Source organism: Variovorax sp. GW821-FHT09D04 (genome assembly GCF_059416405.1).
In genome coordinates this window covers 1-20,759 of record NZ_JBWKPA010000020.1, presented here as the reverse complement: position 1 = coordinate 20,759, position 20,759 = coordinate 1, and the positions used below count along the sequence as shown (strand labels likewise).

Here is a 20,759-nt window from a genome sequence, read left to right as displayed (position 1 = left end):
AGGTCATCGTCAGGCTCTTACAGCCCAGAAAACCCCAGTCAGCAATGACTGGGGTTTTTTGCTTTGCGCAATGCAAAAACCAAACGCTCGCAAAGTACGAGTAAGCAAATAGACAGATAAAGAAAAAGCGCCAACTCGAACGAGAAGGCGCTTTTTTATTGCGGCGAACATCCACCAATCAGGCGTTGCGAACTCCCGAAGCATCGGATTGCGCCGCACCGACCGAAATCAGCTCTGCAAGCAGGTCTCCCGTCAGATCGACCAGCGACGCATCGGCAAAGAATCGAGCCCGGATCAGCTCGAAATAGGGCGTTCCAGCTAGCCATCTATCCCATTCAGCGTGCGACACCCCGTGCAGCTCCAGAAGCTTGAACTTCATCAGCACCTTCATGGCATGGCGCGCGTGCTTCACAGGATCGCGCTCCAAGCCAGCTAAACGCTTGCGCGCCGTCTGCAAAGACCGGTCGACGTCGGCGAAGACGCCACCATGCCCTGGAATCACCTGCCGCGGCGACAATTTCTCGATCAAATCGAGCGTCGCCGCAATGTCCCCGAACGAGGATTCGCCCATCAGCTCCGGAAAGGCGATGCCAAACCCGTTCTCCCAGAGCGCATCCGCTGAAATCAGAGTCCGCGACACCGGGTCGAACAGGATCACCGAGTGCGGATCGTGACCTGGAGCGCCATGCACTTGCCACGCGCGGTCTCCCAACAGGCATTCAGTGCCAGGTTTGAGCAGTCCGGTGAAGCCAAAACGCGGGCAACTCTGCCCCGTCGCAAGAAAACTCAGGCCTTGCGCATCCCATCGCTCGACCAGCGCCGCCTCTCCAGGCGGAATGTCCGTCCGCAGCGATGGATAACGCTGCTGCAGCGCCGCGTTCCCCCCGCAGTGATCACTGTGCAAGTGCGTGTTCAGCACCCGATCGAGCGACCGCTCCCCCAGCACCGACTCCACCAACGCCAGCGTCTGATCGGCATGCGTGGCATAGCCGGTGTCGACCAGCGTCGTTTCCTCGACTCCGACGAAGAGAATGTTGTTCGAAGACAGCCAGCCCCGCTCGAACACGGCGACATTCGCCGGCAGCCCGGCGCTGGCCTCCTCGTGGTGCCCCACGCGCTCAGGCACCGGCGCTGGTGCGCAGCTCGCGCCGCAGGATCTTCCCCACGTTGGTCTTGGGCAGCGACTCGCGGAACTCGATGTGCTTCGGCCGCTTGTAGCCGGTGAGCTGTCCGTTGCAGTACTGGAGCACGGCGTCTTCCGTCAGCGTCGGGTCCTTGCGGACCACAAAGACTTTGATGGCTTCGCCTTGCTTCTCGTCCGGCACGCCCACGGCCGCGCATTCGACGACGCCCGGGCACAGCGAGATCACGTTCTCCAGCTCGTTGGGGAACACGTTGAAACCGCTGACGAGGATCATGTCCTTCTTGCGGTCGACGATCCGGCTGTAGCCGTCTTCCTGCATCACGGCGATGTCGCCGGTGCGCATGAAGCCGTCGGCCGTGAAGGCCGCGGCCGTCTCGGCGGGCTGGTTGTAATAGCCGGTCATCACGTTCGGCCCCTTGATGCACAGCTCGCCCGCCTGGCCGATCGGCAGTGATTGGCCTTCATCGTCCTTGATCGCGATCTCAATGCTCGGCAACGGCAGGCCGATGGTGCCCGTGAACTTCGTGTTCGACACCGGGTTGTTGGTGCCGATCGCGCAGGTCTCGCTCATGCCCCAGCCTTCGATCATCGGGCAGCCGGTGGCTTCGAACCACTTGCGCGCCGTGCCTTCGGAGGCAGCCATGCCACCGGCCTGCGAGACGAACAGCGTCGAAAAGTCGACCGTCTTGAACTCCGGGTGCATCAGCAGCGCATTGAACAAGGTGTTCACGGCCGGCAGCATGTGGAAGGGCCGCTTCTTCAGCACCGCGACGAACTTGTTGAAGTCGCGCGGGTTCGGAATCAGCGTCATGTGCGAGCCCTGGCGGATCACCAGCAGGCACAGGGTCAGCGCGAAGATGTGATACAGCGGCAGCGCGGCGATGCTGTTGACCTTCGCCAGGTCGCCGGCCCGCGCCAGCGCAGGCGTGAACCAGGCCTCGGCCTGCAGCGTGGCGGCCACGATGTTGCGGTGGGTCAGTACCGCGCCCTTCGACAGGCCAGTGGTGCCACCCGTGTACTGCAGGAAGGCGATCGAATCGAGCGTGCTCTGATCGGGCCCGAGCGTGCGTCCGCGGCCTTCGGCAATCGCCTGCTTGAACGGCGTGACCGTGCGGCCGTCGCTCAGTGGCAGCTTGTAGGGCGGCACCATCTTGGCCAGGTGGCGCACGGCCACCGTGATCCACGTGCCGTACAGCCCGCCGAGCAGGTCGCCCATCGCAGTCATCACCACGTGCTTGACCGGCGTGCGCTCGATCACCTGCTCGAGCGTGGCGGCAAAGTTCTCGAGGATGACGATGGCGGTGGCGCCGGAGTCCTTGAGCTGGTGCTCCAGCTCGCGCGCCGTGTACAGCGGATTGACGTTGACGCAGGTGTAGCCCGCGCGCAGCACGGCGCACATCGTGACCGCGAACTGCGGCACGTTGGGCAGCATGATCGCCACCCGCGCACCGGGCGCGAGGCCCTGCGATTGCAGCCACGCACCCATCGCCTTGGAGAGCGTGTCGAGCTCGCCGTACGACATCCAGCGCTCCATGCAGACCGAGAACGGCCGGTCCTTGTAGCGGCCGAAGGCCTCGTCGAACATGTGAGGCAGGGAGCGGTACTGCTCCGGATGAATCTCGTGCGGCACGCCGGCCGGGTAGTTCTGTCGCGCGGATGTCTGCATGCAAGCTCCTTTGGCGCGGATTGTGGGAGCCAATGCCTCCCACCCGCCAGCGGGCTTGTCCTAGGGGCGCATGCCGGGTGTCGCGCAGGCGATAGCCGCCGTGCGCGCCCGGGTCACACAGATGCCGATCAGGCGTTGCCGGATTCGCCCGGCAGCAGCACGCCGGCCGGGATGTCGGGCTGCACCTCGAGCGCGCGGTACAGCGGCGTGAAGTCGGGTGCCGTGAGATCGAAGAGCTGCGCGAAGTTCTCGATCACGAAGTAGTTGGCCTGGTAGGTGTCGATCTTGTATTGCGTGCGCATGGTGCGCAGCAGGTCGAGCGGGAGGCGGTGCGGCTCGGGGCTGCGCACCGCGTGCTGCAGTTCGCCGACCGAGCTCAGGATGCCGGCGCCGTACGCACGCAGGCCCTCGGGCTGGCGGATCAGGCCGAACTCCACCGTGTACCAGTACAGCCGCGCCAGCTTCTCGCCCGCGCCCAGCTCGTGCGCCTTGATGCCGCCCTGGCCGTAGCGCTGCACGTAGTCGGCGAAGGTGGGGTCGAACAGCATCGGCACGTGGCCGAACAGGTCGTGGAACACGTCGGGCTCGACGATGTAGTCGAACTCTTCGGGCTTGCGGATCCAGTCGGTCACCGGGAACTTGCGGTTCGCCAGCAGCGTGAAGAAAGGCAGTTCGGGAATCAGCCCCGGCACCGCGACGATCTCCCAGCCGGTGGCGCGGTGCAGGCGTTCGTTGAGTTCCTCGAAGCGCGGGATGCGGTCCTTCACGCCGAGCAGCGGCAGCGACTTGATGAAGGCGTCGCAGGCCAGGCCCGTCAGCTGCGCGGCCTGGCGTTCGTACAGCCGCTTGTAGGTATCGTGGTCGGCCGCCGTGTAGCTGGCCCAGTCCTGCGGGCAGGTGTAGTCGGCTTGCACCGAACCGCCGCGCGAGTAGTCGCCGCGCGGCGGGCGATCGGAGGCGCCATAGACGGCGGGAGTGACAACGGCGGCGGGGGTATCCATGGGGCGTTCGGTTTCTCGGGTTACTTGAGCCAGCGGTCCATCACGCGCTGGAAGTCGCCGCCGGCTTGCTGCAGGTGCAGCCATTGGTCGACATACGATTTGAAAGCCACGTCGTCGCGCGGCAGCATCCAGGCCATCTCGCCGTACTGCAGCGGCTTGTCGGGGTTCACCGCGCACAGCCCGGGCTTGAGCTTTTGCTGCGTGATGGCCTCGGCCGATTCGGTGACGAACACGTCGGCGCGATTGGCCAGGATCTCGTCGAAGATCGTGACGTTCTCGCCGTGCAGCGTGAGCCTGGCCTGCTTGAAGTTGGTGCGGGCGAAGCGCTCGTTGCTGCCGCCCGGGTTGAAGATCACGCGGGTCGACGGCTGGTCGATGGCCGCCACGCTCTGGTACTTGGCCACGTCGGCGCAGCGCGCGATGGGCGTCTTGCCGTTGACCATGTAGGGCGCGCTGAAGAAGGCGCGCTTCTGGCGGTCGGTGGTCACCGACACGCCGCCCACGGCGATGTCGCACTTGCCTGCGGCCAGGTCGGGCAGCAAGTTGGCCCACGTCGTCTTGACCCATTCGGGCTTCGCGCCGAGGCTGGCGCTGAAGCCGGCCATCAGGTCGACGTCGATGCCTTCGAACGAGGCGTCGGCCTTCTGGAAGCTGAAGGGCCGGTAGTCGCCCGGCGTGCAGATGCGCAGCACGGCCGCCTTCTGCACCGTGTCCAGGTGCGAGGCACCCGGGCCGGCCGCGGGCGGCGCCGAAGCACAGCCCGAGAGCACGACAGCAGCGGCGGCTGCCGCGACAAAGGAAGTGACGACAGTCGAAGAAGACGCGTGGCGCATGCCGGGCTCCAGGGCAGTGGTGAAGCGCCTTATTTTGCGGCGCTCAGCACGCCCCGGCGCATCTGGTCGAGCTCGATGCTCTCGAACAGCGCCTTGAAGTTGCCGTTGCCGAAGCCGTCGTCGCCCTTGCGCTGGATGAACTCGAAGAAGATCGGGCCCAGCTGGTTCTCGCTGAAGATCTGCAGCAGCAGTGCGTCCTTCTTGCCGTCGATCAGGATCTTGCGGCTCTTCAGCTCGGCCACGCTTTCGCCGTGGCCCGGAATGCGCTTGTCGATCAGCTCGTAGTAGGTGTCGATGGTGTCCAGCAGCGTCACGCCGTTGGCGCGCAGCGCGTCGACGCTCTCATACAGGTTGTCCGAGCCCATGGCGATGTGCTGGATGCCCTCGCCCTTGTACATGTCCAAGTACTCCTGGATCTGGCCGGCCTGTTCCTTGCCTTCTTCGTTGATCGGGATGCGGATCTTGCCGCAGGGGCTGGTCATGGCCTTGCTCTTCACGCCCGTCACCTGGCCTTCGATGTCGAAGTACTTCACTTCGCGGAAGTTGAAGAGCTTCTCGTAGAAGTTGGCCCACACGTCCATGCGGCCGCGGTACACGTTGTGCGTCAGGTGGTCGATGTAGGTCAGGCCATTGCCCTTGCGCGCCAGCGCGTCCTGCGACGACACGCCCGGCAGCGCCTCGAAGTCCACGTCGTAGAAGCCGATGTTGCCGATGTCGCCCGGCTGCGCGCCGTTCTTGCCCGGCCAGCGGTCCACCAGGTAGATCAGGCTGTCGCCGATGCCCTTGATGGCGGGGATGTTCAGCTCGCCCGGACCGGCCTTGTCGGCGAAGCCCCAGGCGCCCAGCGCAGTGGCGCGCTCGTAGGCCTGCTTGGCGTCCTGCACGCGGAAGGCGATGGCGCACACGCTCGGGCCGTGCTCGCGCGCAAAACGCTGGGCGAACGAATCGGGCTCGGCGTTCAGGATGAAGTTGATCGTGCCCTGGCGGTACAGCAGCACGTTCTTGTGGCGGTGCTTGGCGATGGCCACGAAGCCCATGCGCTCGAACACCTTGCCCATCGCGACCGGATCGGGTGCCGCGTACTCGATGAATTCGAAGCCGTCGGTGCCCATCGGGTTCTCCCAGGGCGTGAAGGCGGGGGCGTCGGCGTGGCTCATGGGTGCTGTCTCCGAAAAGTGGGGAAGTTGTGCAGAAAGGAAAACAAAGGCTCGGATTCGGGCCGTGCTGCACTGTAGGTCGGAAGGCGTTCAGGTTTTCTGCGTTTCTGGGCGCCCTGGGTGGCCATGACGCAGTAAAACTGCAAAAATGACGAAATGGAAGCACTCGACAAGATAGATCGACTCATTTTGCGCATGCTGCAAGCAGACGGCCGCGCCACCTACGACCAGATCGCGGAGCAGGTCAGCCTGTCGCCCAGCGCCGTGCTGCGGCGGGTCAAGCGGCTCGAGGAGCACAAGGTCATCGACCGCTACGTGGCCCTGGTCCAACCCGAGGCGGTCGGCCTGGGCCTCACGGCCTACCTGAACGTGCGGCTCGAAAAGCACACCGAAACCCACAAGCGCAACCCCATGGACCTGTTCCGCGCCAGCGTGCAGACCTGGCCCGAGGTGGTCGAGTGCGCGGCCCTCACCGGCGACATGGACTACCTGCTGCGCGTGGTGGTGGCCGACATGGCGCACTACAGCCGCTTCATCATGGACACCCTGTTGAAGCACCCCAGCGTCGAAGACTGCAAGACCAGCTTTGTGCTCGATCGTGTCAAAGCCACAACATCTGTGCCCGTTTAACCACAAATTGGTTGCGTAAACACCACGGACTCTGGTATCGAGTCACGAATGCGTCCAGAAAGTGTCCTTGCAGGCTTGGTGATTAAGGGAAAACCCTTACATTGGAGCCATGCTTACCGCCAAGACCCTCCTCAAAGCGTCTCTCGGCCTCGGCTCTTTCCTGAAGGCGCCGATGGTTGAGGCGCAACCGCGCGCCGTCAGCGCGCCCCCACCCGTCATGGTGCCGATCCGCTCGATCGGCCCGCGCGAGCGCGAACGCATCGCGCGCCACCTGCTGGACCTGACGCCGCACGACCGCTACCTGCGCTTCGGCTATGCCGCGGCCGACGAGCAGGTCCTGCGCTATGTCGAAGGCCTGGACTTCGACCGTGACGAACTGTTCGGCATCTACAACCGCCGCCTCGACCTGATCGCGATGGCGCACGTGGCCTATGCGCCCGGCGACCAGCACAGCGACTGCGCCGAATTCGGCGTGTCCGTGTCGTCGCACGCCCGCGGCCGCGGCTATGGCGCACGCCTGTTCGAACGCGCCGTGGTCGCCGCGCGCAACGAAGGCGTGGGCATGCTCTTCATCCATGCGCTGAGCGAAAACGCCGCCATGCTCAAGATCGCCCGCAACGCCGGCGCCACCGTGGTGCGCAGCGGCTCCGAGTCGGAAGCGCACCTGCAGCTGCCCACCGCCACCTTCGACAGCCGCATGAGCGAGATCGCGCTGGAGCATTACGCCGCCGTCGATTTCGCGCTCAAGAGCCGCGCCAAGCAGTTCTGGGCCTTCCTGGCGAGCCTGCAGGAAGTGCGCAGCGGCATGCGCGACGCCCGTAGCAAATCGGCGCCTTGAGCGGGCAGGGCCGGCCTATGCCGGCCGGACGGTAGAGCCTGTCATGCGCAATCCGTTATCCTTGTCTCTCTTCAACTCCGCCCTCCCGCAGTGGCCGACCCTCACCCTGAACGCGCTCCCGTTGAACGGGAAGACAAGCGTGGCTTTCTCCAGAAGCTCGCCGAATTCATCCACCCCGGCCCCGATTCGCGCGACGAGCTGATCGAAACCCTCGCCGATGCCGAGGACAACGAGGTGATCGGCGCCGAATCGCGCGTGATGCTCGAAGGCGTGCTGCGCATGGCCGACATGACGGCCGGTGACGTGATGGTCGCGGCGCCGCGCATGGACCTCGTGGACATCGACGCGCCCTTCGACGCGCTGCTGCACGCCGTGATCCAGACTGCGCACTCGCGCTTTCCGGTCTACGAGGGCGAAAAAGAAAACATCATCGGCATCCTGCTCGCGAAGGACCTGCTCAAGCTGCAGCGCGCGCCGGGTCTGAACATCCGCGCCTTGCTGCGCCCGGCCACCTTCGTGCCCGAGAGCAAGGGCCTGAACGACCTGCTGCGCGAATTCCGCGGCAACCGCAACCACCTGGCCATCGTCATCGACGAGTTCGGCCGCGTGGCGGGCCTCATCACCATCGAGGACGTGCTCGAGCAGATCGTCGGCGAGATCGAGGACGAGTTCGACATCGCCGAAGACGAGGGCGACATCTTCGGCCTGGCCGACCACACCTACCGCGTCTCGGGCGACACGCCCATCGAGCGCGTGGCCGAGGCTTTCGGCATCGTCTTCAACGAAGAACAGCTGAGCGAAGACTTCGACACCATCGGCGGACTGATCGCGCACGAGATGGGCCACGTGCCCAAGCGCGGCGAGCACCACGCCATCGGCGGCTTCGACTTCGTCGTGCTGCACACCAAGGGCGGCGCGGTGCGCTGGTTCCGGGTGTCGCCGGCGCGCGGCGGCGACGCGGCCGACTGATGCCGGCGCCCGCAGCAGCGGCCCCGGCCCGCGTCTCGCCCACCTCTCCCCCTTCCTCCGCCGCCTCCGGGCTGCTTCGCCTGCTCGGCTTCGGCCTGGCGGGCGTGGCGCAGGCCCTGTCCATCGCCTGGCCGGGCGACGGCCGTCCGCTGTGGTGGCTGCAGCTGCTGTCGCTGGCCGGGCTGGTCTGGCTGCTCGACGGCCTGCGCGCGCAGGGCGCGGGCTGGCGCCGCGCCGGCCTGCTTGGTTGGGTGTTCGCGACCGCCTGGCTCACCGGCAGCTTCTGGTGGCTCTTCATCTCGATGCACACCTACGGCGGGCTGCCGGCGCCGCTGGCGGTGATCGCCGTGCTCGCGCTGGCCGCGGCGCTGGCGCTCTACTACGCCGTGGCCTGCGCCTGGTTCGTGGTGCGCGGGCCGGCGGGGCGCGTCGCGGGTGCCTTCGTGTTCGCCGCGCTGTGGACGCTGGCCGAGCTCGTGCGCGGCAGCTGGTTCACCGGCTTTCCCTGGGGCGCGGGCGGCTACGCCCATGTCGACGGCCCGCTGGCCGCGCTGGCGCCGTGGGTCGGCGTGTACGGCATCGGCGCCGCCGCGGCACTGGCCGTGGCGCTGGTCGCGCAGCGGCTGCCGCTGCGTGGCGTGGTGCCGACGGCGCTGGCCGCGATGCTGCTCGCCGCGGTTTTCGTGCTGCCCAACGTTGTCTCGCCGCTGCCTGCCGATGCGCGCGGCGCGCAGGGCACTGCCGGCACGCTGCAGGTCGCACTGCTGCAGGGCAACATCCCGCAGGACGAGAAATTCATTCCCGGCGGCGGCATCGAAACCGCGCTGCGCTGGTACGCCGAACAGCTGCGCGACGCCAAGGCCCAGCTCGTGGTCACGCCCGAAACGGCGCTGCCGCTGCTGCCGCGCCAGCTGCCCGCCGGCTACCTCGACAGCATCCAGGAACGCTACGGCCAGCCGGGCTCGCAGCAGGCCGCCATCGTCGGCCTGCCGCTCGGCGACGGGCCGGGCACCTACCGCAACGCCGTGCTCGGCTTCATGCCCGGTGGCGCGGCGCAGCCCTACGCCTACAGCAAGCACCACCTCGTGCCCTTCGGCGAGTTCATTCCGCCGGGCTTTCGCTGGTTCATCCGCATGATGAGCATCCCGCTGGGCGACTTCGAGCGCGGCGGGCTGGCACAGGCGCCCTTCGTCTGGCAGGGCCAGCGCATCGCGCCCAACATCTGCTACGAAGACCTGTTCGGCGACGAGATCGGCGCGAACTTCCGCGACGAGGCCACGGCACCGACCGTCCTGCTCAACGTCAGCAACATCGCCTGGTTCGGCGACTCGGTCGCCATCGACCAGCACCTGGCCATCTCGCGCATGCGTGCGCTCGAGTTCGCGCGGCCGATGGTGCGGTCCACCAACACCGGCGCCACCGTGGTGATCGACGCCGCGGGCCGCGTCACGCACCAGCTGCCGCGCCTCACGCGCGGCGTGCTCGAAGCGCCGGTCGAAGGCCGGCGCGGGCTCACGCCCTTCGCGCGCTGGGTCGCGCCCTTCGGCCTGTGGCCGCTGTGGATCGCGGCGCTCGCGATCGTCGCACTGGGCGCGGTCTTCTTCCGGCCCGGGCGCACCCAAGGCTGAGGCGCACCGGCGGATGCGCATTCGACGTCGTCGTTCATGAAGCACCACCACCGCCCCAAGCCCGCCGCGCCATCCGTTGTCGATGGCACAGGCGACCTTCGCGCCAGGGGCTCGGTGCTCGAAGTCTTTCTCGCTTTCCTGAAGCTGGGCCTGACCTCCTTCGGCGGACCGGTGGCGCACCTGGGCTACTTCCGCACGGAGTTCGTGGAGCGCCGCAAGTGGCTCGACGACTAGCGCTATTCCGACCTCGTGGCGCTGTGCCAGTTCCTGCCCGGACCCGCGAGCAGCCAGGTCGGCATCGCGCTGGGGCTCGGCCGCGCGGGCTGGGGCGGGGCGCTGGCCGCGTGGCTCGGGTTCACGCTGCCGTCCGCCGTGGCGCTCATCCTCTTTGCGGCCGGCGTCACGCACTGGGCGGGGCTGGCGCAATCGGGCGCGGTGCACGGGCTGAAGGTCGTCGCGGTGGCCGTCGTGGCGCAGGCGGTGTGGGGCATGGCGAAGTCGCTGTGCCCCGACCGGTTGCGTGCCGGCGTGGCCATCGTTGCGGCGCTGCTGGTGCTCGCGGTGCCTTCGGCCATGGGGCAGATCGCCGCCATCGTCGCCGGAGGTGTCGTCGGTCGATGGGCGCTGCAGCTGGGCCAGCTTCCTACCGCGCAACACCACGACCACGGCGTGAGCAAGGCGACGGGCGCCGCGCTGCTGGGCCTGTTCGCCGTGCTGCTCGTCGCGCTGCCGATGCTGGCTGCGGCGACACAGTGGCAGCCGCTGTCCGTCATCGCTTCCTTCTATCAATCGGGCGCGCTGGTGTTCGGTGGCGGGCACGTCGTGCTGCCCCTGCTGCAAGCCAGTGTGGTGCCCCCGGGCCTCGTTTCGAACGACGTGTTCCTGGCCGGCTACGGCGCGGCCCAGGCCGTGCCGGGGCCCTTGTTCACCTTCGCCGCCTTCCTCGGTGCCGCGATGCCGGGGCCGTTCGGCGGATGGGTGGGTGGCTTGGCGCTGCTGCTGGCCATCTTCCTGCCGGCCTTCCTGCTGGTGGCGGGTGCGCTGCCGTTCTGGGAGACGCTGCGCCAGCGCGATGGCGTCCAGCGTGCGATGGCGGGCGTCAACGCGGCGGTTGTCGGCGTGCTGCTCGCCGCGCTCTACGACCCGGTGTGGACGAGCGCCATCCACTCGAAGGCCGATTTCGGGCTGGCGCTGGCGGCGTTCGGGCTGCTGGTCTACGCGCGCCTGTCGCCGGTGTGGGTCGTCGGGCTGGCGGCGGTGGCGGGCTGGCTGCTGGCCCTCTAAGGCCGGCGCATGACCGCATGCCATGCTGGCATGCAGCGGCATGGCATGCGGGCACGGTTCATGTATCTTCCTCGCCGCCTCGAGAAATCATCCTCAAACCAAGGAGCCCGTATGTACTTTTCTACCCATTTCCGTGCCTTTGCGGCCGGTGCCGCACTGCTCGCGGCCAGCGCGCTCGCGCAGGCCCAGCAGGCGCTGCCCAACGTGGTGATCCTGGCGACCGGCGGCACCATCGCCGGTGCCGGCGCGTCGGCCGTCAACAGCGCCACCTACGCGGCCGCCAAGGTCGGCGTCGAGAAGCTGATCGCCGGCCTGCCCGAGCTGGCCAAGGTCGCCAACGTGCGCGGCGAGCAGGTGTTCCAGGTGGCCTCCGAAAGCCTCACCAACGACAACCTGATGACGCTGGCCAAGCGCGTCTCGGCGCTGTCCAAGCAGTCGGACGTCGACGGCATCGTCATCACCCACGGCACCGACACGCTGGAAGAAACCGCCTACTTCCTGACACTGACTGTGCACACCAACAAGCCGATCGTCGTGGTCGGCTCGATGCGCCCGGGCACGGCCCTGTCGGCCGACGGCGCGCTCAACCTGTACGACGCCGTGAACGTGGCGGGCAGCAAGGACGCGATGGGCAAGGGCGTGCTCGTGACGATGGGCGACAACATCGACACCGGCCGCGACGTGAGCAAGAACGTCAACATCAAGACCAGCGCGTTCTCCAGCCAGTGGGGTCCGTTGGGCATGATCGTCGAGGGCAAGAACTACTGGTTCCGCGCACCGGTCAAGCGCCACACCACGAACTCGGAATTCAACATCGACAGCATCACCGCGCTGCCGCCGGTCGAGATCGCCATGGGCTACGAAGGCGTGTCCTCGGTGGCCATCGACGCGATCGCCAAGAGCGGCGCCAAGGCGCTGATCCACGGCGGCACGGGCAACGGCTCGGTGGCCGACCGCATCGTGCCGAACCTGCAGAAGGCACGCACCGACGGCGTGATCGTCATCCGCAGCTCGCGCGTGCCCGAAGGCTTCGTGATCCGCAATGCCGAGCAGCCCGACGACAAGTACGACTGGGTGGTGGCGCACGACCTGCGCCCGCAGAAGGCGCGCATCCTGGCGATGGTGGCCCTCACGAAGACCAACAACACCAAGGAACTGCAACGCATCTTCTGGGAATACTGATCGACGGTCAGCGCGCGGTGCGGCGCTTGCGGTGCCGCGCGTATTCCAGGCTGCTCACGCACACCAGCAGCCAGCCCAGGCCGGTCAGCAGGCCGGCCGCGACATCGCTCGCGAAGTGCACCTGCAGGAAGATCCGGCTGCAGGCGATGGTGACGATGGCCGCCACCGCGGCCATGGCGGCGGGCACATGCCAGCGCGCCGGCAGCAGCCGCAGCGCCAGGTACAGCAGCATCCCGTAGCTCACGATCGCGCCCGCGCTGTGGCCGCTGGGAAAGCTGAAGCTCGTTTCCAGCGCCAGCCCGTGGTCATGCACCGGCCGGGCCCGCGCAAAGATGTGCTTGAGCGCGGGGTTCAGCACCACGATGCCGCCGAGCGCGGTCACCCAGCCCAGCGCCAGGCCGCGGTGCGCGTGGCGCCACAGCAGCAGCGCGACCAGCCCGCACACGGGCGCGAGCAGTTGCGCGTCGCCCAGGTGCGTGAGCCAGCTGAAGCTCACGAGCGCGCCCCACGGCACATGGGTGGCGATGGCGTCGGCCAGCGCCTGGTCGGCGCGGCCCATGGTGCGGCCGTCGCCCAGGTGCGAGGCGATCCACGCGACCAGCATCGCCGCCGCAAGGATCAGCACGAAGCCCAGGCCCAGTCCGAGCGCCAGGCGCGATTCGTCAGGCTCGCCGGTGTCGGGCAGCGGATGGCGCCGTTGCAGCATCCGGCAGGCGAGGCCGGCGCCGAGCACTGACACGACCAGCGCAAGCGCGAACCAGGCCAGGGCGTGTTCGCCCAGCTGTTGTGCAAGAAGAACCAAGGGGGCTGAAGAAGAAAGAAGAAGGGTGTCCGCAGGAGGCATGCGGCGCAACCCTAAGGGGCCGTCGCGCGGCTGGCAAGCGGAAGCCGCAATAGGTCGACGCGCGTGAAGGCTTTGTCTGCCGCCGAATGGTCCCAGCGCTCGACCACGCACACGCGCTGCGCGCCGTCGACGGACGCTTCCGCGCGTAGCACGTTCACCGAATTGGGCGCGTCCCAGCGCACGCGCGTCGACACGGCGGTGCCGGCCTGCACTGCCCAGGCCGTGGGCGGGCAGCCCGGAAAGCGCTCGTCCAACGGGCGCACGAAAGGCAGGTGGATGTGACCGCCGACGATCAGGTCGGCGCCCGCCGCCGTCCAGCGCGCGACCGCCGCCGCGCGCCCGTGCAGTCGGTTCTGCCGGTCTTCGGGCCGCGTCACGAGCACCGGCTGGTGCGTCACGACCACGCGCACCTGCCGGGGCGAAGCCTGTGCCAGCCGGGCCGCGACGCGCTCGACCTGCGCCGGTGACACCTCGCCATCCTCGTGCCGGTACCAGCGCGTCGTGTTGACCGTGACCACCAGCCAGTCGTCGCAGGCGAACACCGGCTCCAGGTCGGCGCCGAAGGCCTCGGTGTAGCGGCCGTAGGGCGAGAAGACGCGCGCCGCCAGCTGGAACAGCGGGATGTCGTGGTTGCCCGGAATCGCCACCACCGGCGCCGCCAGCCGGTCGGCGAAGGCGCGCGCCGCCGCGAACTGGCGGCGCGTGGCGCGCTGCGTGATGTCGCCCGACAGCAGCACCGCCTGCGGCGCCAGCGCGTGCGCCAGGCGTTCGAGCGCCTGCAGCACCTCGGGCTGTTCGGTGCCGAAGTGCGGGTCGGACACTTGCAGCAGGCAGCTCATGGCCGTGCCGCCTCCAGCTCGGGCGCGCTGTCGGGCCGCACCAGCCACAGCGGGTCGGGCGCCACGCGGAACAGCAAGGGCATGTCGACCCAGTCGATCTCGCCGTCGGTGGCGATCTTCACGCGGCGCGGCGTGCGCAGCCGGCCGGCCTTCACCGTCATCGACTCGAAGGGAAAGCTCAGCACCTCGTCGGCGTCGCCCAGCCGCCCGAGCGCGCCGCGCACCAGCAGCCCCGGCATCGCGAGCAGTCCGACCGGCTTGAGCGCCACCGCGGTCAGCCGGCCCTGCTCGGGCGCCTCGGCGTGGTCGACGCCCGCCTGCATCAGCTGCAACGGGTTGTTGCCCACGAACAGCGTGGGCGTGCGGATGTCGCGCTCGTGGCCGTGCGAGGCGATGCGCAACTGCCAGTGGCGATGGCGCCCGCGCAGCACCGTCAGCAGGCCCGAGTAGAAGGCGATCCAGCGGTGGCGGCCGAAGCGTGCCTTGTGGCTCTCGCGCTCTTCCAGCAGGTCGGCATACAGGCCCATGCTGGCGTTGACCAGGAACACGCGGTCGTTCACCAGCCCCACCTGCACGGCCCGGGGCTGCTGCGTGAGCAGCACCTGCAGCGCCTGCGCCGTGTCGCGCGGGATGCCGTGGGTGCGGCTGAAATAGTTGAAGGTGCCCTGCGGCAGCACGCCGAAAGGGCAGCCGCTGCCCAGCGTGGCCTGGGCCACGGCGTTGATGGTGCCGTCGCCGCCCGCGGCCACCACCACGCCGCCGACGGCCCGGGCGCGTTCGACCGCTTCGCGCGCCAGCGCCTGCACGCGGCCGGGGCCGTCCACGAGGAACACGCGGTGCCGGCGGCCGTCCGCGGCAAAGGCGTCGTCGATGACCTGCCGGGCCTGCGCGGCGTCTTCGCTGCCGGAGCCGGCATTGAGCACGATGAAAAACGGGGTGTCGGGGCCGATGTGGGGCGATGCCATGCAGTGAGAGAGGGGGAAAGCGCAGGAAAGTGCCGAAAGCGGCGGGAAACGCAAAAAAGCGTGCGGGGCCGGGCTTTGTCCCACAGCCGCGCGAGCTGTCGCGGCAGCCGGCATCCCGAGCGGCTGTGGGAGAGATACCCTCCCGCGAACGTAAAATCGTCGCCTTTCGCGGCGTGTGCCGCGCCACCGTCCCGTCCAATGTCCGGCCCCCGACGCCGGCCAGCTTCATGTTGACCTTCCAGCAAATCATTCTCAAACTGCAGTCGTACTGGGCCGACAAGGGCTGTGCGCTGCTGCAACCGTACGACATGGAAGTGGGCGCGGGCACCTCGCACACCGCCACCTTCCTGCGCGCGCTCGGCCCCGAGCCCTGGAAGGCCGCCTACGTGCAGCCCAGCCGCCGCCCCAAGGACGGCCGCTACGGCGAGAACCCCAACCGCCTGCAGCACTACTACCAGTACCAGGTCGTGCTCAAGCCCGCGCCCAGCAACATCCTCGAGCTCTACCTCGGCAGCCTCGAGGCCCTGGGCTTCGACCTGAAGAAGAACGACATCCGCTTCGTGGAAGACGACTGGGAGAACCCCACGCTCGGCGCCTGGGGCCTGGGCTGGGAGGTCTGGCTCAACGGCATGGAAGTGACGCAGTTCACCTACTTCCAGCAGGTCGGCGGCATCGACTGCAAGCCCATCACCGGCGAGATCACCTACGGCCTGGAGCGCCTGGCCATGTACCTGCAGGGCGTGGACAACGTCTACAACCTCACGTGGACCGACGGCCTGAGCTACGGCGACGTCTACAAGCAGAACGAGGTCGAGCAGTCGACCTACAACTTCGAGCACAGCGACGCCGAGTTCCTCTTCACCGCCTTTGCCGCGCACGAAAAGCAGGCCAAGCACCTCATGACCGAGCAGCTCGCGCTGCCGGCCTACGAGCAGGTGCTCAAGGCCGCCCACAGCTTCAACCTGCTGGACGCGCGCGGCGCGATCAGCGTGACCGAGCGCGCGGCCTACATCGGCCGCATCCGCAACCTCGCGCGCAGCGTGGCGCAGAGCTACTACGACAGCCGCGAACGCCTGGGCTTCCCGATGGCCCCGCGCGAGTGGGTGGCGCAGATGCCCCCGAAGAAAGCCGCCTGAGCGATGACGACCCCCATGAACAACAAGAACTCCCTGCTGGTTGAACTGTTTGTCGAAGAGCTGCCGCCGAAGGCACTGAAGAAGCTCGGCGAGGCTTTTGCCGGCGTGCTGCGCGAACAGCTCGTGGCCCAAGGCCTGGCCGAAGCCGGCTCGGTGCTCACGCCCTACGCGTCGCCGCGCCGCCTGGCCGCGCACCTCACGCACGTGGCCGAGCGCGCCGCCGACAAGGCCGTGTCGCAAAAGCTCATGCCCGTGGCCGTGGGGCTCGATGCCTCGGGCCAACCGACGCCCGCGCTGCTCAAGCGCCTGGCCGCCCTCGGCGCCGACGCCTCGGCCGTGCCCGGCCTGAAGCGCGCCATGGACGGCAAGGCCGAAGCCCTGTTCTACGAAAGCACCGCCAAGGGCGCGACGCTGGCCGAAGGCCTGCAGAAGGCCCTGGCCGAAGCCATCGCCAAGCTGCCGATTCCGAAGGTCATGAGCTACCAGCTCGAAAGCGGCTGCGAAATGCCGGGCTGGAGCAGCGTGAGCTTCGTGCGCCCCGCGCACGGCCTCGTGGCGCTGCATGCCGACACTGTGGTGCCCATCGAGGCGCTCGGCCTGAAGGCCGGCCGCGAAACGCACGGCCACCGCTTTGAAGCGGCGGTCGACCCGGTGGTGCTGCGCGATGCCAACAGCTACGCCCTGCAGTTGCAGGACGACGGCGCCGTCATCGCAAGCTTTGAGGCCCGCCGCGCCGAAATCGCACGCCAGCTCGCGGCCGCCGCCGTGACGGTGGGTGGCGGCTCGGTGCCGATCCACGACGACGCGCTGCTCGACGAAGTCACGGCACTGGTTGAGCGCCCCAACGTGCTGGTCTGCAGCTTCGAGCGCGAGTTCCTCGAAGTGCCGCAGGAGTGCCTCATCCTCACGATGAAGGCCAACCAGAAGTACTTCCCGCTGCTCGACGCGCAAGCCAAGCTCACCAACAAGTTCCTCGTCGTGAGCAACATCAGCCCCGACGACGCGAGCGCCGTGACCGGCGGCAACGAGCGCGTCGTGCGCCCGCGCCTGGCCGACGCCAAGTTCTTCTTCGACCAGGACCGCAAGAAGTCGCTGGCCTCGCGCGTCGAGTCGCTGGGCAAGGTGGTCTATCACAACAAGCTCGGCACGCAGGGCGAACGCGTGCAGCGCGTGATGCATATCGCGCGCGGCATTGCCGAAAAACTCGGCGACGCGACGCTGGCCGCGCAGGCCACCCAGGCCGCGCAACTGGCCAAGGCCGACCTCGTGACCGACATGGTCGGCGAGTTCCCCGAGCTGCAGGGCACGATGGGCCGCTACTACGCGCTGCACGACGGCCTCGACGCCGCAGTGGCCGACGCCATCGAAGACCACTACAAGCCACGCTTCGCCGGCGACGAGCTGCCGCGCAACAGCGTGGGCCTCGTGGTCGCGCTGGCCGACAAGCTCGAGACGCTGGTTGGCATGTTCGGCATCGGCAACCTGCCCACCGGCGACCGCGACCCGTTCGCACTGCGCCGCCACGCGCTGGGCGTGATCCGCATGCTGATCGAGAAAGACCTTGCGCTGGGGCTCGACGCCCTGCTGCAGGACGCCGCCGCGCAGTTCAGCGCCATCGACGGCTTCGACAGCAGCAAGGCCACGGTCGAGCTGCGCGACTTCATCCTCGACCGCCTCGCCGGCAGCCTGCGCGAGCAGGGCGCCAGCGCCCAGGAAGTCGACGCCGTGCTGGCCCCGCTGCCGCAGCGCCTGGGCGAAGTGCCCAAGCTGCTGGCGGCCGTGCGCGCCTTCGCCGCACTGCCCGCCGCCGCCGCGCTGGCCGCCGCCAACAAGCGCATCGGCAACATCCTGAAGAAGGCACCCGAGGCCGACGCGCACGTCAGCGAACTGCTGCTGCAGGAGCCCGCCGAGAAGGCGCTGCACGCCGCCATGGCGCAGGTCGTGCCCGCTGCCAACGCCCAGTTCGACGCGGGCGACTACACCGGCTCGCTGCAGACGCTGGCCGCGCTGCGCGAACCGGTCGACGCGTTCTTCACGGACGTGATGGTCAATGCCGAGCAGGCCGACCTGCGGCTGAACCGCCTGGGCCTGCTGATGTCGCTGCACAGCGCGATGAACCGCGTGGCGCAGCTCGAGCGGCTGGCTGTCTGACCCCGTGCCCCATCCCTCCACCAGGAGCGGTTCCGCCATGAAGCTCGTCATCCTCGACCGCAACGGCACGATCAACGTGCACCGCGAAGATTTCGTCAAGAGCGACATCGAGTGGACGCCGCTGCCCGGTGCACTCGAGGCCGTGGCGCGCCTGAACCATGCGGGCTGGCATGTGGTGGTGGCGTCGAACCAGTCGGGCCTGGGCCGCGGGCTGTTCGACATGGCCTCGCTCAACGCCATGCACGCCAAGATGCACAAGATGCTCGCGGCCGTGGGCGGCAAGGTGGATGCGGTGTTCTATTGCCCCCATAGCCCCGACGAAGGCTGCGACTGCCGCAAGCCCAAGGAAGGGCTGTTCCTTCAGATCGGCGACCGCTTCGGCATCGACCTGAAGGGCGTGCCCACCGCGGGCGACAGCCTGCGCGACCTGCAGGCCGGCGCAGCTGCCGGCTGCGAACCGCACTTGCTGCTCACGGGCATGGGCGCGGCGTGCCGCGGGGTTCACCCGCTGCCTCCCGAATATCCGGCGGACACGAGGGTGCATGAAGACCTCGCCGCCTTTGTCGACTTTTTGCTCGCGCGCGAAGCGCGGGCTGCACTGCAGGTGGCTGTCTGATGGCGTTTATCCGTTCCGTTCTCCACGCCCTGTGGATGCTTGTCACCGTGGTGCCCTGGGGCATCATCATGTGCGTCAGCTCGCTCTGGAAGCGCGGCATTCCGCTGTACTGGATGGCCGAGCAATGGCTCAGCTGGGCCATCGGTGGCGCGCGCGTGCTGCTGGGCATCAAGACCCGCGTGACCGGCATGGAAAACCTGCCGACCGACAAGCTCGCCGGCGCGGTGCTGCTGGTGAAGCACCAGTCCACGCTCGAGACTTTCCTCATGCCCACGCTGATGCCTCACCCGCTGGCCTTCGTTTTCAAGAAGGAACTGATCTACGTGCCGTTCTTCGGCTGGGCGATGGCGCGGCTGGACATGATCCACATCGACCGGAGCCAGCGCGCGCAGGCGTTCAACAAGGTGGTGAACCAGGGTCGCAAGCTGCTCGCGCAGGGCATCTGGATCATCATGTTCCCCGAAGGCACGCGCATTCCGCGTGGCCAAAAGGGCACCTACAAGAGCGGCGGTACGCGCCTGGCCTGCGAAACCGGCGTGCCCGTGATCCCCATTGCCGTCACCTCGGCCAAGGTCTGGCCGCGCAAGGCCTTCATCAAGCGCCCTGGCGTGGTCGACGTGTCGATCGGCCCGGCGATCTCGAGCGTGGGCCGCAAGCCCGACGAGCTGATGCGCGAAGTCGAAGCCTGGATCGAGGCCGAGATGCGCCGCCTCGACCCCGAGGCCTACAGCGACAGCCCGGCGCAGCCGCAGCAGACGTTGCCGCGCGAAGCGGGCTGACGCGCCAACCTCAGACCCGGGCCCGACATGCGGGGAATGCTGCAGTTCACGATGGACCTCTTCGAGGGGCTGGGGAGCACGCCGGCGCCTGCTGCTGCGCCGCCGCGGCGGCCGCGGAAGAAGGCCCCAGCGCCTGTGCCACCTGCTGCTCCCGCGCCGGTGGTGGCTGTCGCGCCTTCACCTGTCGGACGCGTTGATCCGCGTCCTGCGGTGCCGTTGGCTGACACACTGACGCTCGCGAATTTCACACATCCGCAGGCCACGCGTGAAGTGGTGCTGGGGTCGGCGCGCGTGGCCTACGAGTTCAAGCGGGGGCAGCGCAAGACCATCGGTTTTCTTGTGGGTGCCGAAGGTTTGTCGGTGCGTGCGCCGCGGTGGGTCACGCTGCGCGATGTCGATGCGGCGGTGCGTGAGAAGGCCGACTGGATTCTGCGCAAGCTGGCGGAGACGCAGCAGCGCAATGCGCGGGTCGAGGCGACGCGGATTGCCTGGGAAGATGGGGCGGAGTTTCCTTTTCTTGGCGAGCTGGTGGTGATCCGGCTGGATCCGAAGCACGGGTTCGCCAGCGTGGGTGGCACGCTCGATCCTGCTGTGGAAGGCGGTGGGCCACGCACTTTGCGGTTGGCTGTGGCGCAGAACGCGGCGCCTTCGCAGATTCGGGATGCGGCGCAGGCCTGGTTGATGCGGCAGGCGCGCAAGCTGTTCATCGAGCGGCTGGATCACTTTGCTCCGCTGCTGGGGGTGTCATGGCAGAAGCTGTCGCTCTCTAACGCTGCTACGCGGTGGGGGAGTGCGAGTGCGGATGGGTCGATTCGGTTGAACTGGCGGTTGATTCACTTTCGCTTGCCGGTGATCGACTACGTTGTTGCGCATGAGTTGGCGCATCTGCGGGTGATGGATCACTCGCATCGGTTTTGGGAAACCGTTGAAAGTGTTGTGCCTGACTATGGGGTGCTGAGGCAGCAGTTGAAGGATGAGGCTGTGCCTCGGTGGGGCTGACTTTTCTTGTTTGCTTCCCGAGGCCGGGAGTTCCGCCCGGCGGCGGACTCACTTTCTTTTGCTTCGCCAAAAGAAAGTAAGCAAAGAAAAGGCGACCC

General features: G+C 67.8%; 18 protein-coding genes and 1 pseudogene. 11 read left to right on the top strand and 8 right to left on the bottom strand.

Annotated elements, in window-relative coordinates; genetic code table 11:
• Positions 1–178: 178 nt before the first annotated feature.
• The 5 genes from AC07O4_RS31365 to hppD all read right to left on the bottom strand — a co-directional run bounded on the left by AC07O4_RS31365 (position 179) and on the right by hppD (position 5,801).
• Positions 179–1,114, bottom strand: coding sequence for an MBL fold metallo-hydrolase (locus AC07O4_RS31365; RefSeq protein ID WP_495306606.1), 936 nt, complete (start codon positions 1,112–1,114; stop codon positions 179–181).
• Between the two features lie 4 nt (positions 1,115–1,118).
• The gene (locus tag AC07O4_RS31360) at positions 1,119–2,810 is read right to left on the bottom strand and encodes an AMP-binding protein (protein WP_062482236.1); all 1,692 of its coding nucleotides are present in this window, start codon (positions 2,808–2,810) and stop codon (positions 1,119–1,121) included.
• Positions 2,811–2,938: 128 nt separating this feature from the next.
• Positions 2,939–3,811, bottom strand: a complete 873-nt coding sequence (phhA, locus tag AC07O4_RS31355) for a phenylalanine 4-monooxygenase (protein ID WP_307638737.1) — start codon at positions 3,809–3,811, stop codon at positions 2,939–2,941.
• Between the two features lie 20 nt (positions 3,812–3,831).
• The gene (locus AC07O4_RS31350) at positions 3,832–4,644 is read right to left on the bottom strand and encodes a transporter substrate-binding domain-containing protein (RefSeq protein WP_095947889.1); all 813 of its coding nucleotides are present in this window, start codon (positions 4,642–4,644) and stop codon (positions 3,832–3,834) included.
• Between the two features lie 29 nt (positions 4,645–4,673).
• Positions 4,674–5,801 (bottom strand): 4-hydroxyphenylpyruvate dioxygenase, encoded by a 1,128-nt coding sequence (hppD, locus tag AC07O4_RS31345; protein WP_062482244.1) that lies wholly within the window; start codon positions 5,799–5,801, stop codon positions 4,674–4,676.
• Between the two features lie 156 nt (positions 5,802–5,957).
• Here hppD and AC07O4_RS31340 point away from each other — a divergent pair, with 156 nt between their 5' ends.
• The 6 genes and pseudogenes from AC07O4_RS31340 to AC07O4_RS31315 all read left to right on the top strand — a co-directional run bounded on the left by AC07O4_RS31340 (position 5,958) and on the right by AC07O4_RS31315 (position 12,332).
• On the top strand, positions 5,958–6,431 hold the full coding sequence (locus AC07O4_RS31340; protein WP_062482247.1) for an Lrp/AsnC family transcriptional regulator: 474 nt from the start codon (positions 5,958–5,960) through the stop codon (positions 6,429–6,431).
• Positions 6,432–6,540: 109 nt separating this feature from the next.
• Positions 6,541–7,269, top strand: a complete 729-nt coding sequence (locus AC07O4_RS31335; RefSeq protein ID WP_062482250.1) for a GNAT family N-acetyltransferase — start codon at positions 6,541–6,543, stop codon at positions 7,267–7,269.
• A 90-nt stretch (positions 7,270–7,359) separates the two neighbouring features.
• Complete coding sequence (locus AC07O4_RS31330; RefSeq protein WP_495263199.1) at positions 7,360–8,238, top strand: CorC family transporter; 879 nt, start codon at positions 7,360–7,362, stop codon at positions 8,236–8,238.
• On the top strand, positions 8,238–9,866 hold the full coding sequence (gene lnt / locus AC07O4_RS31325) for an apolipoprotein N-acyltransferase (protein ID WP_495306605.1): 1,629 nt from the start codon (positions 8,238–8,240) through the stop codon (positions 9,864–9,866). Before AC07O4_RS31330 ends, lnt begins: the two co-directional genes overlap by 1 nt.
• 36 nt (positions 9,867–9,902) lie before the next feature.
• Positions 9,903–11,150 (top strand): annotated as a pseudogene (chrA, locus tag AC07O4_RS31320) (chromate efflux transporter).
• A 111-nt stretch (positions 11,151–11,261) separates the two neighbouring features.
• On the top strand, positions 11,262–12,332 hold the full coding sequence (locus AC07O4_RS31315; protein WP_495306604.1) for an asparaginase: 1,071 nt from the start codon (positions 11,262–11,264) through the stop codon (positions 12,330–12,332).
• Positions 12,333–12,339: 7 nt separating this feature from the next.
• Here the strand turns inward: AC07O4_RS31315 and AC07O4_RS31310 are convergent, their stop codons facing one another.
• Genes AC07O4_RS31310 through AC07O4_RS31300 form a run of 3 tightly spaced genes read right to left on the bottom strand, consistent with a single transcriptional unit; the run spans position 12,340 to position 14,980 of the window.
• Complete coding sequence (locus tag AC07O4_RS31310; RefSeq protein ID WP_495306603.1) at positions 12,340–13,134, bottom strand: phosphatase PAP2 family protein; 795 nt, start codon at positions 13,132–13,134, stop codon at positions 12,340–12,342.
• 53 nt (positions 13,135–13,187) lie between these two features.
• Positions 13,188–14,015 carry a metallophosphoesterase family protein gene (locus AC07O4_RS31305; RefSeq protein ID WP_495306602.1) on the bottom strand — a complete coding sequence of 276 codons (828 nt, stop codon included), beginning with the start codon at positions 14,013–14,015 and terminating at the stop codon, positions 13,188–13,190.
• The gene (locus AC07O4_RS31300; RefSeq protein WP_095746940.1) at positions 14,012–14,980 is read right to left on the bottom strand and encodes a diacylglycerol/lipid kinase family protein; all 969 of its coding nucleotides are present in this window, start codon (positions 14,978–14,980) and stop codon (positions 14,012–14,014) included. The genes AC07O4_RS31305 and AC07O4_RS31300 overlap by 4 nt, the downstream gene beginning before the upstream one ends.
• Positions 14,981–15,207: 227 nt before the next feature.
• Between AC07O4_RS31300 and glyQ the strand changes: the two genes are divergently transcribed.
• From glyQ to AC07O4_RS31275, 5 genes are read left to right on the top strand one after another with little or no spacing between them, the layout of a single operon-like run.
• A complete protein-coding gene (gene glyQ / locus AC07O4_RS31295) occupies positions 15,208–16,116 on the top strand; it encodes a glycine--tRNA ligase subunit alpha (protein ID WP_062481784.1) in 909 nt (302 codons plus the stop codon).
• 15 nt (positions 16,117–16,131) lie between these two features.
• Positions 16,132–18,267 carry a glycine--tRNA ligase subunit beta gene (gene glyS, locus AC07O4_RS31290; protein ID WP_495306607.1) on the top strand — a complete coding sequence of 712 codons (2,136 nt, stop codon included), beginning with the start codon at positions 16,132–16,134 and terminating at the stop codon, positions 18,265–18,267.
• 37 nt (positions 18,268–18,304) lie between these two features.
• On the top strand, positions 18,305–18,883 hold the full coding sequence (gmhB, locus tag AC07O4_RS31285) for a D-glycero-beta-D-manno-heptose 1,7-bisphosphate 7-phosphatase (RefSeq protein ID WP_070062939.1): 579 nt from the start codon (positions 18,305–18,307) through the stop codon (positions 18,881–18,883).
• On the top strand, positions 18,883–19,662 hold the full coding sequence (locus AC07O4_RS31280) for a lysophospholipid acyltransferase family protein (RefSeq protein WP_139701342.1): 780 nt from the start codon (positions 18,883–18,885) through the stop codon (positions 19,660–19,662). Before gmhB ends, AC07O4_RS31280 begins: the two co-directional genes overlap by 1 nt.
• A gap of 27 nt (positions 19,663–19,689) precedes the next feature.
• Positions 19,690–20,661: a M48 family metallopeptidase gene (locus AC07O4_RS31275; RefSeq protein ID WP_495306601.1), complete on the top strand. Its 972-nt coding sequence runs from the start codon at positions 19,690–19,692 to the stop codon at positions 20,659–20,661.
• Positions 20,662–20,759 lie beyond the last annotated feature (98 nt).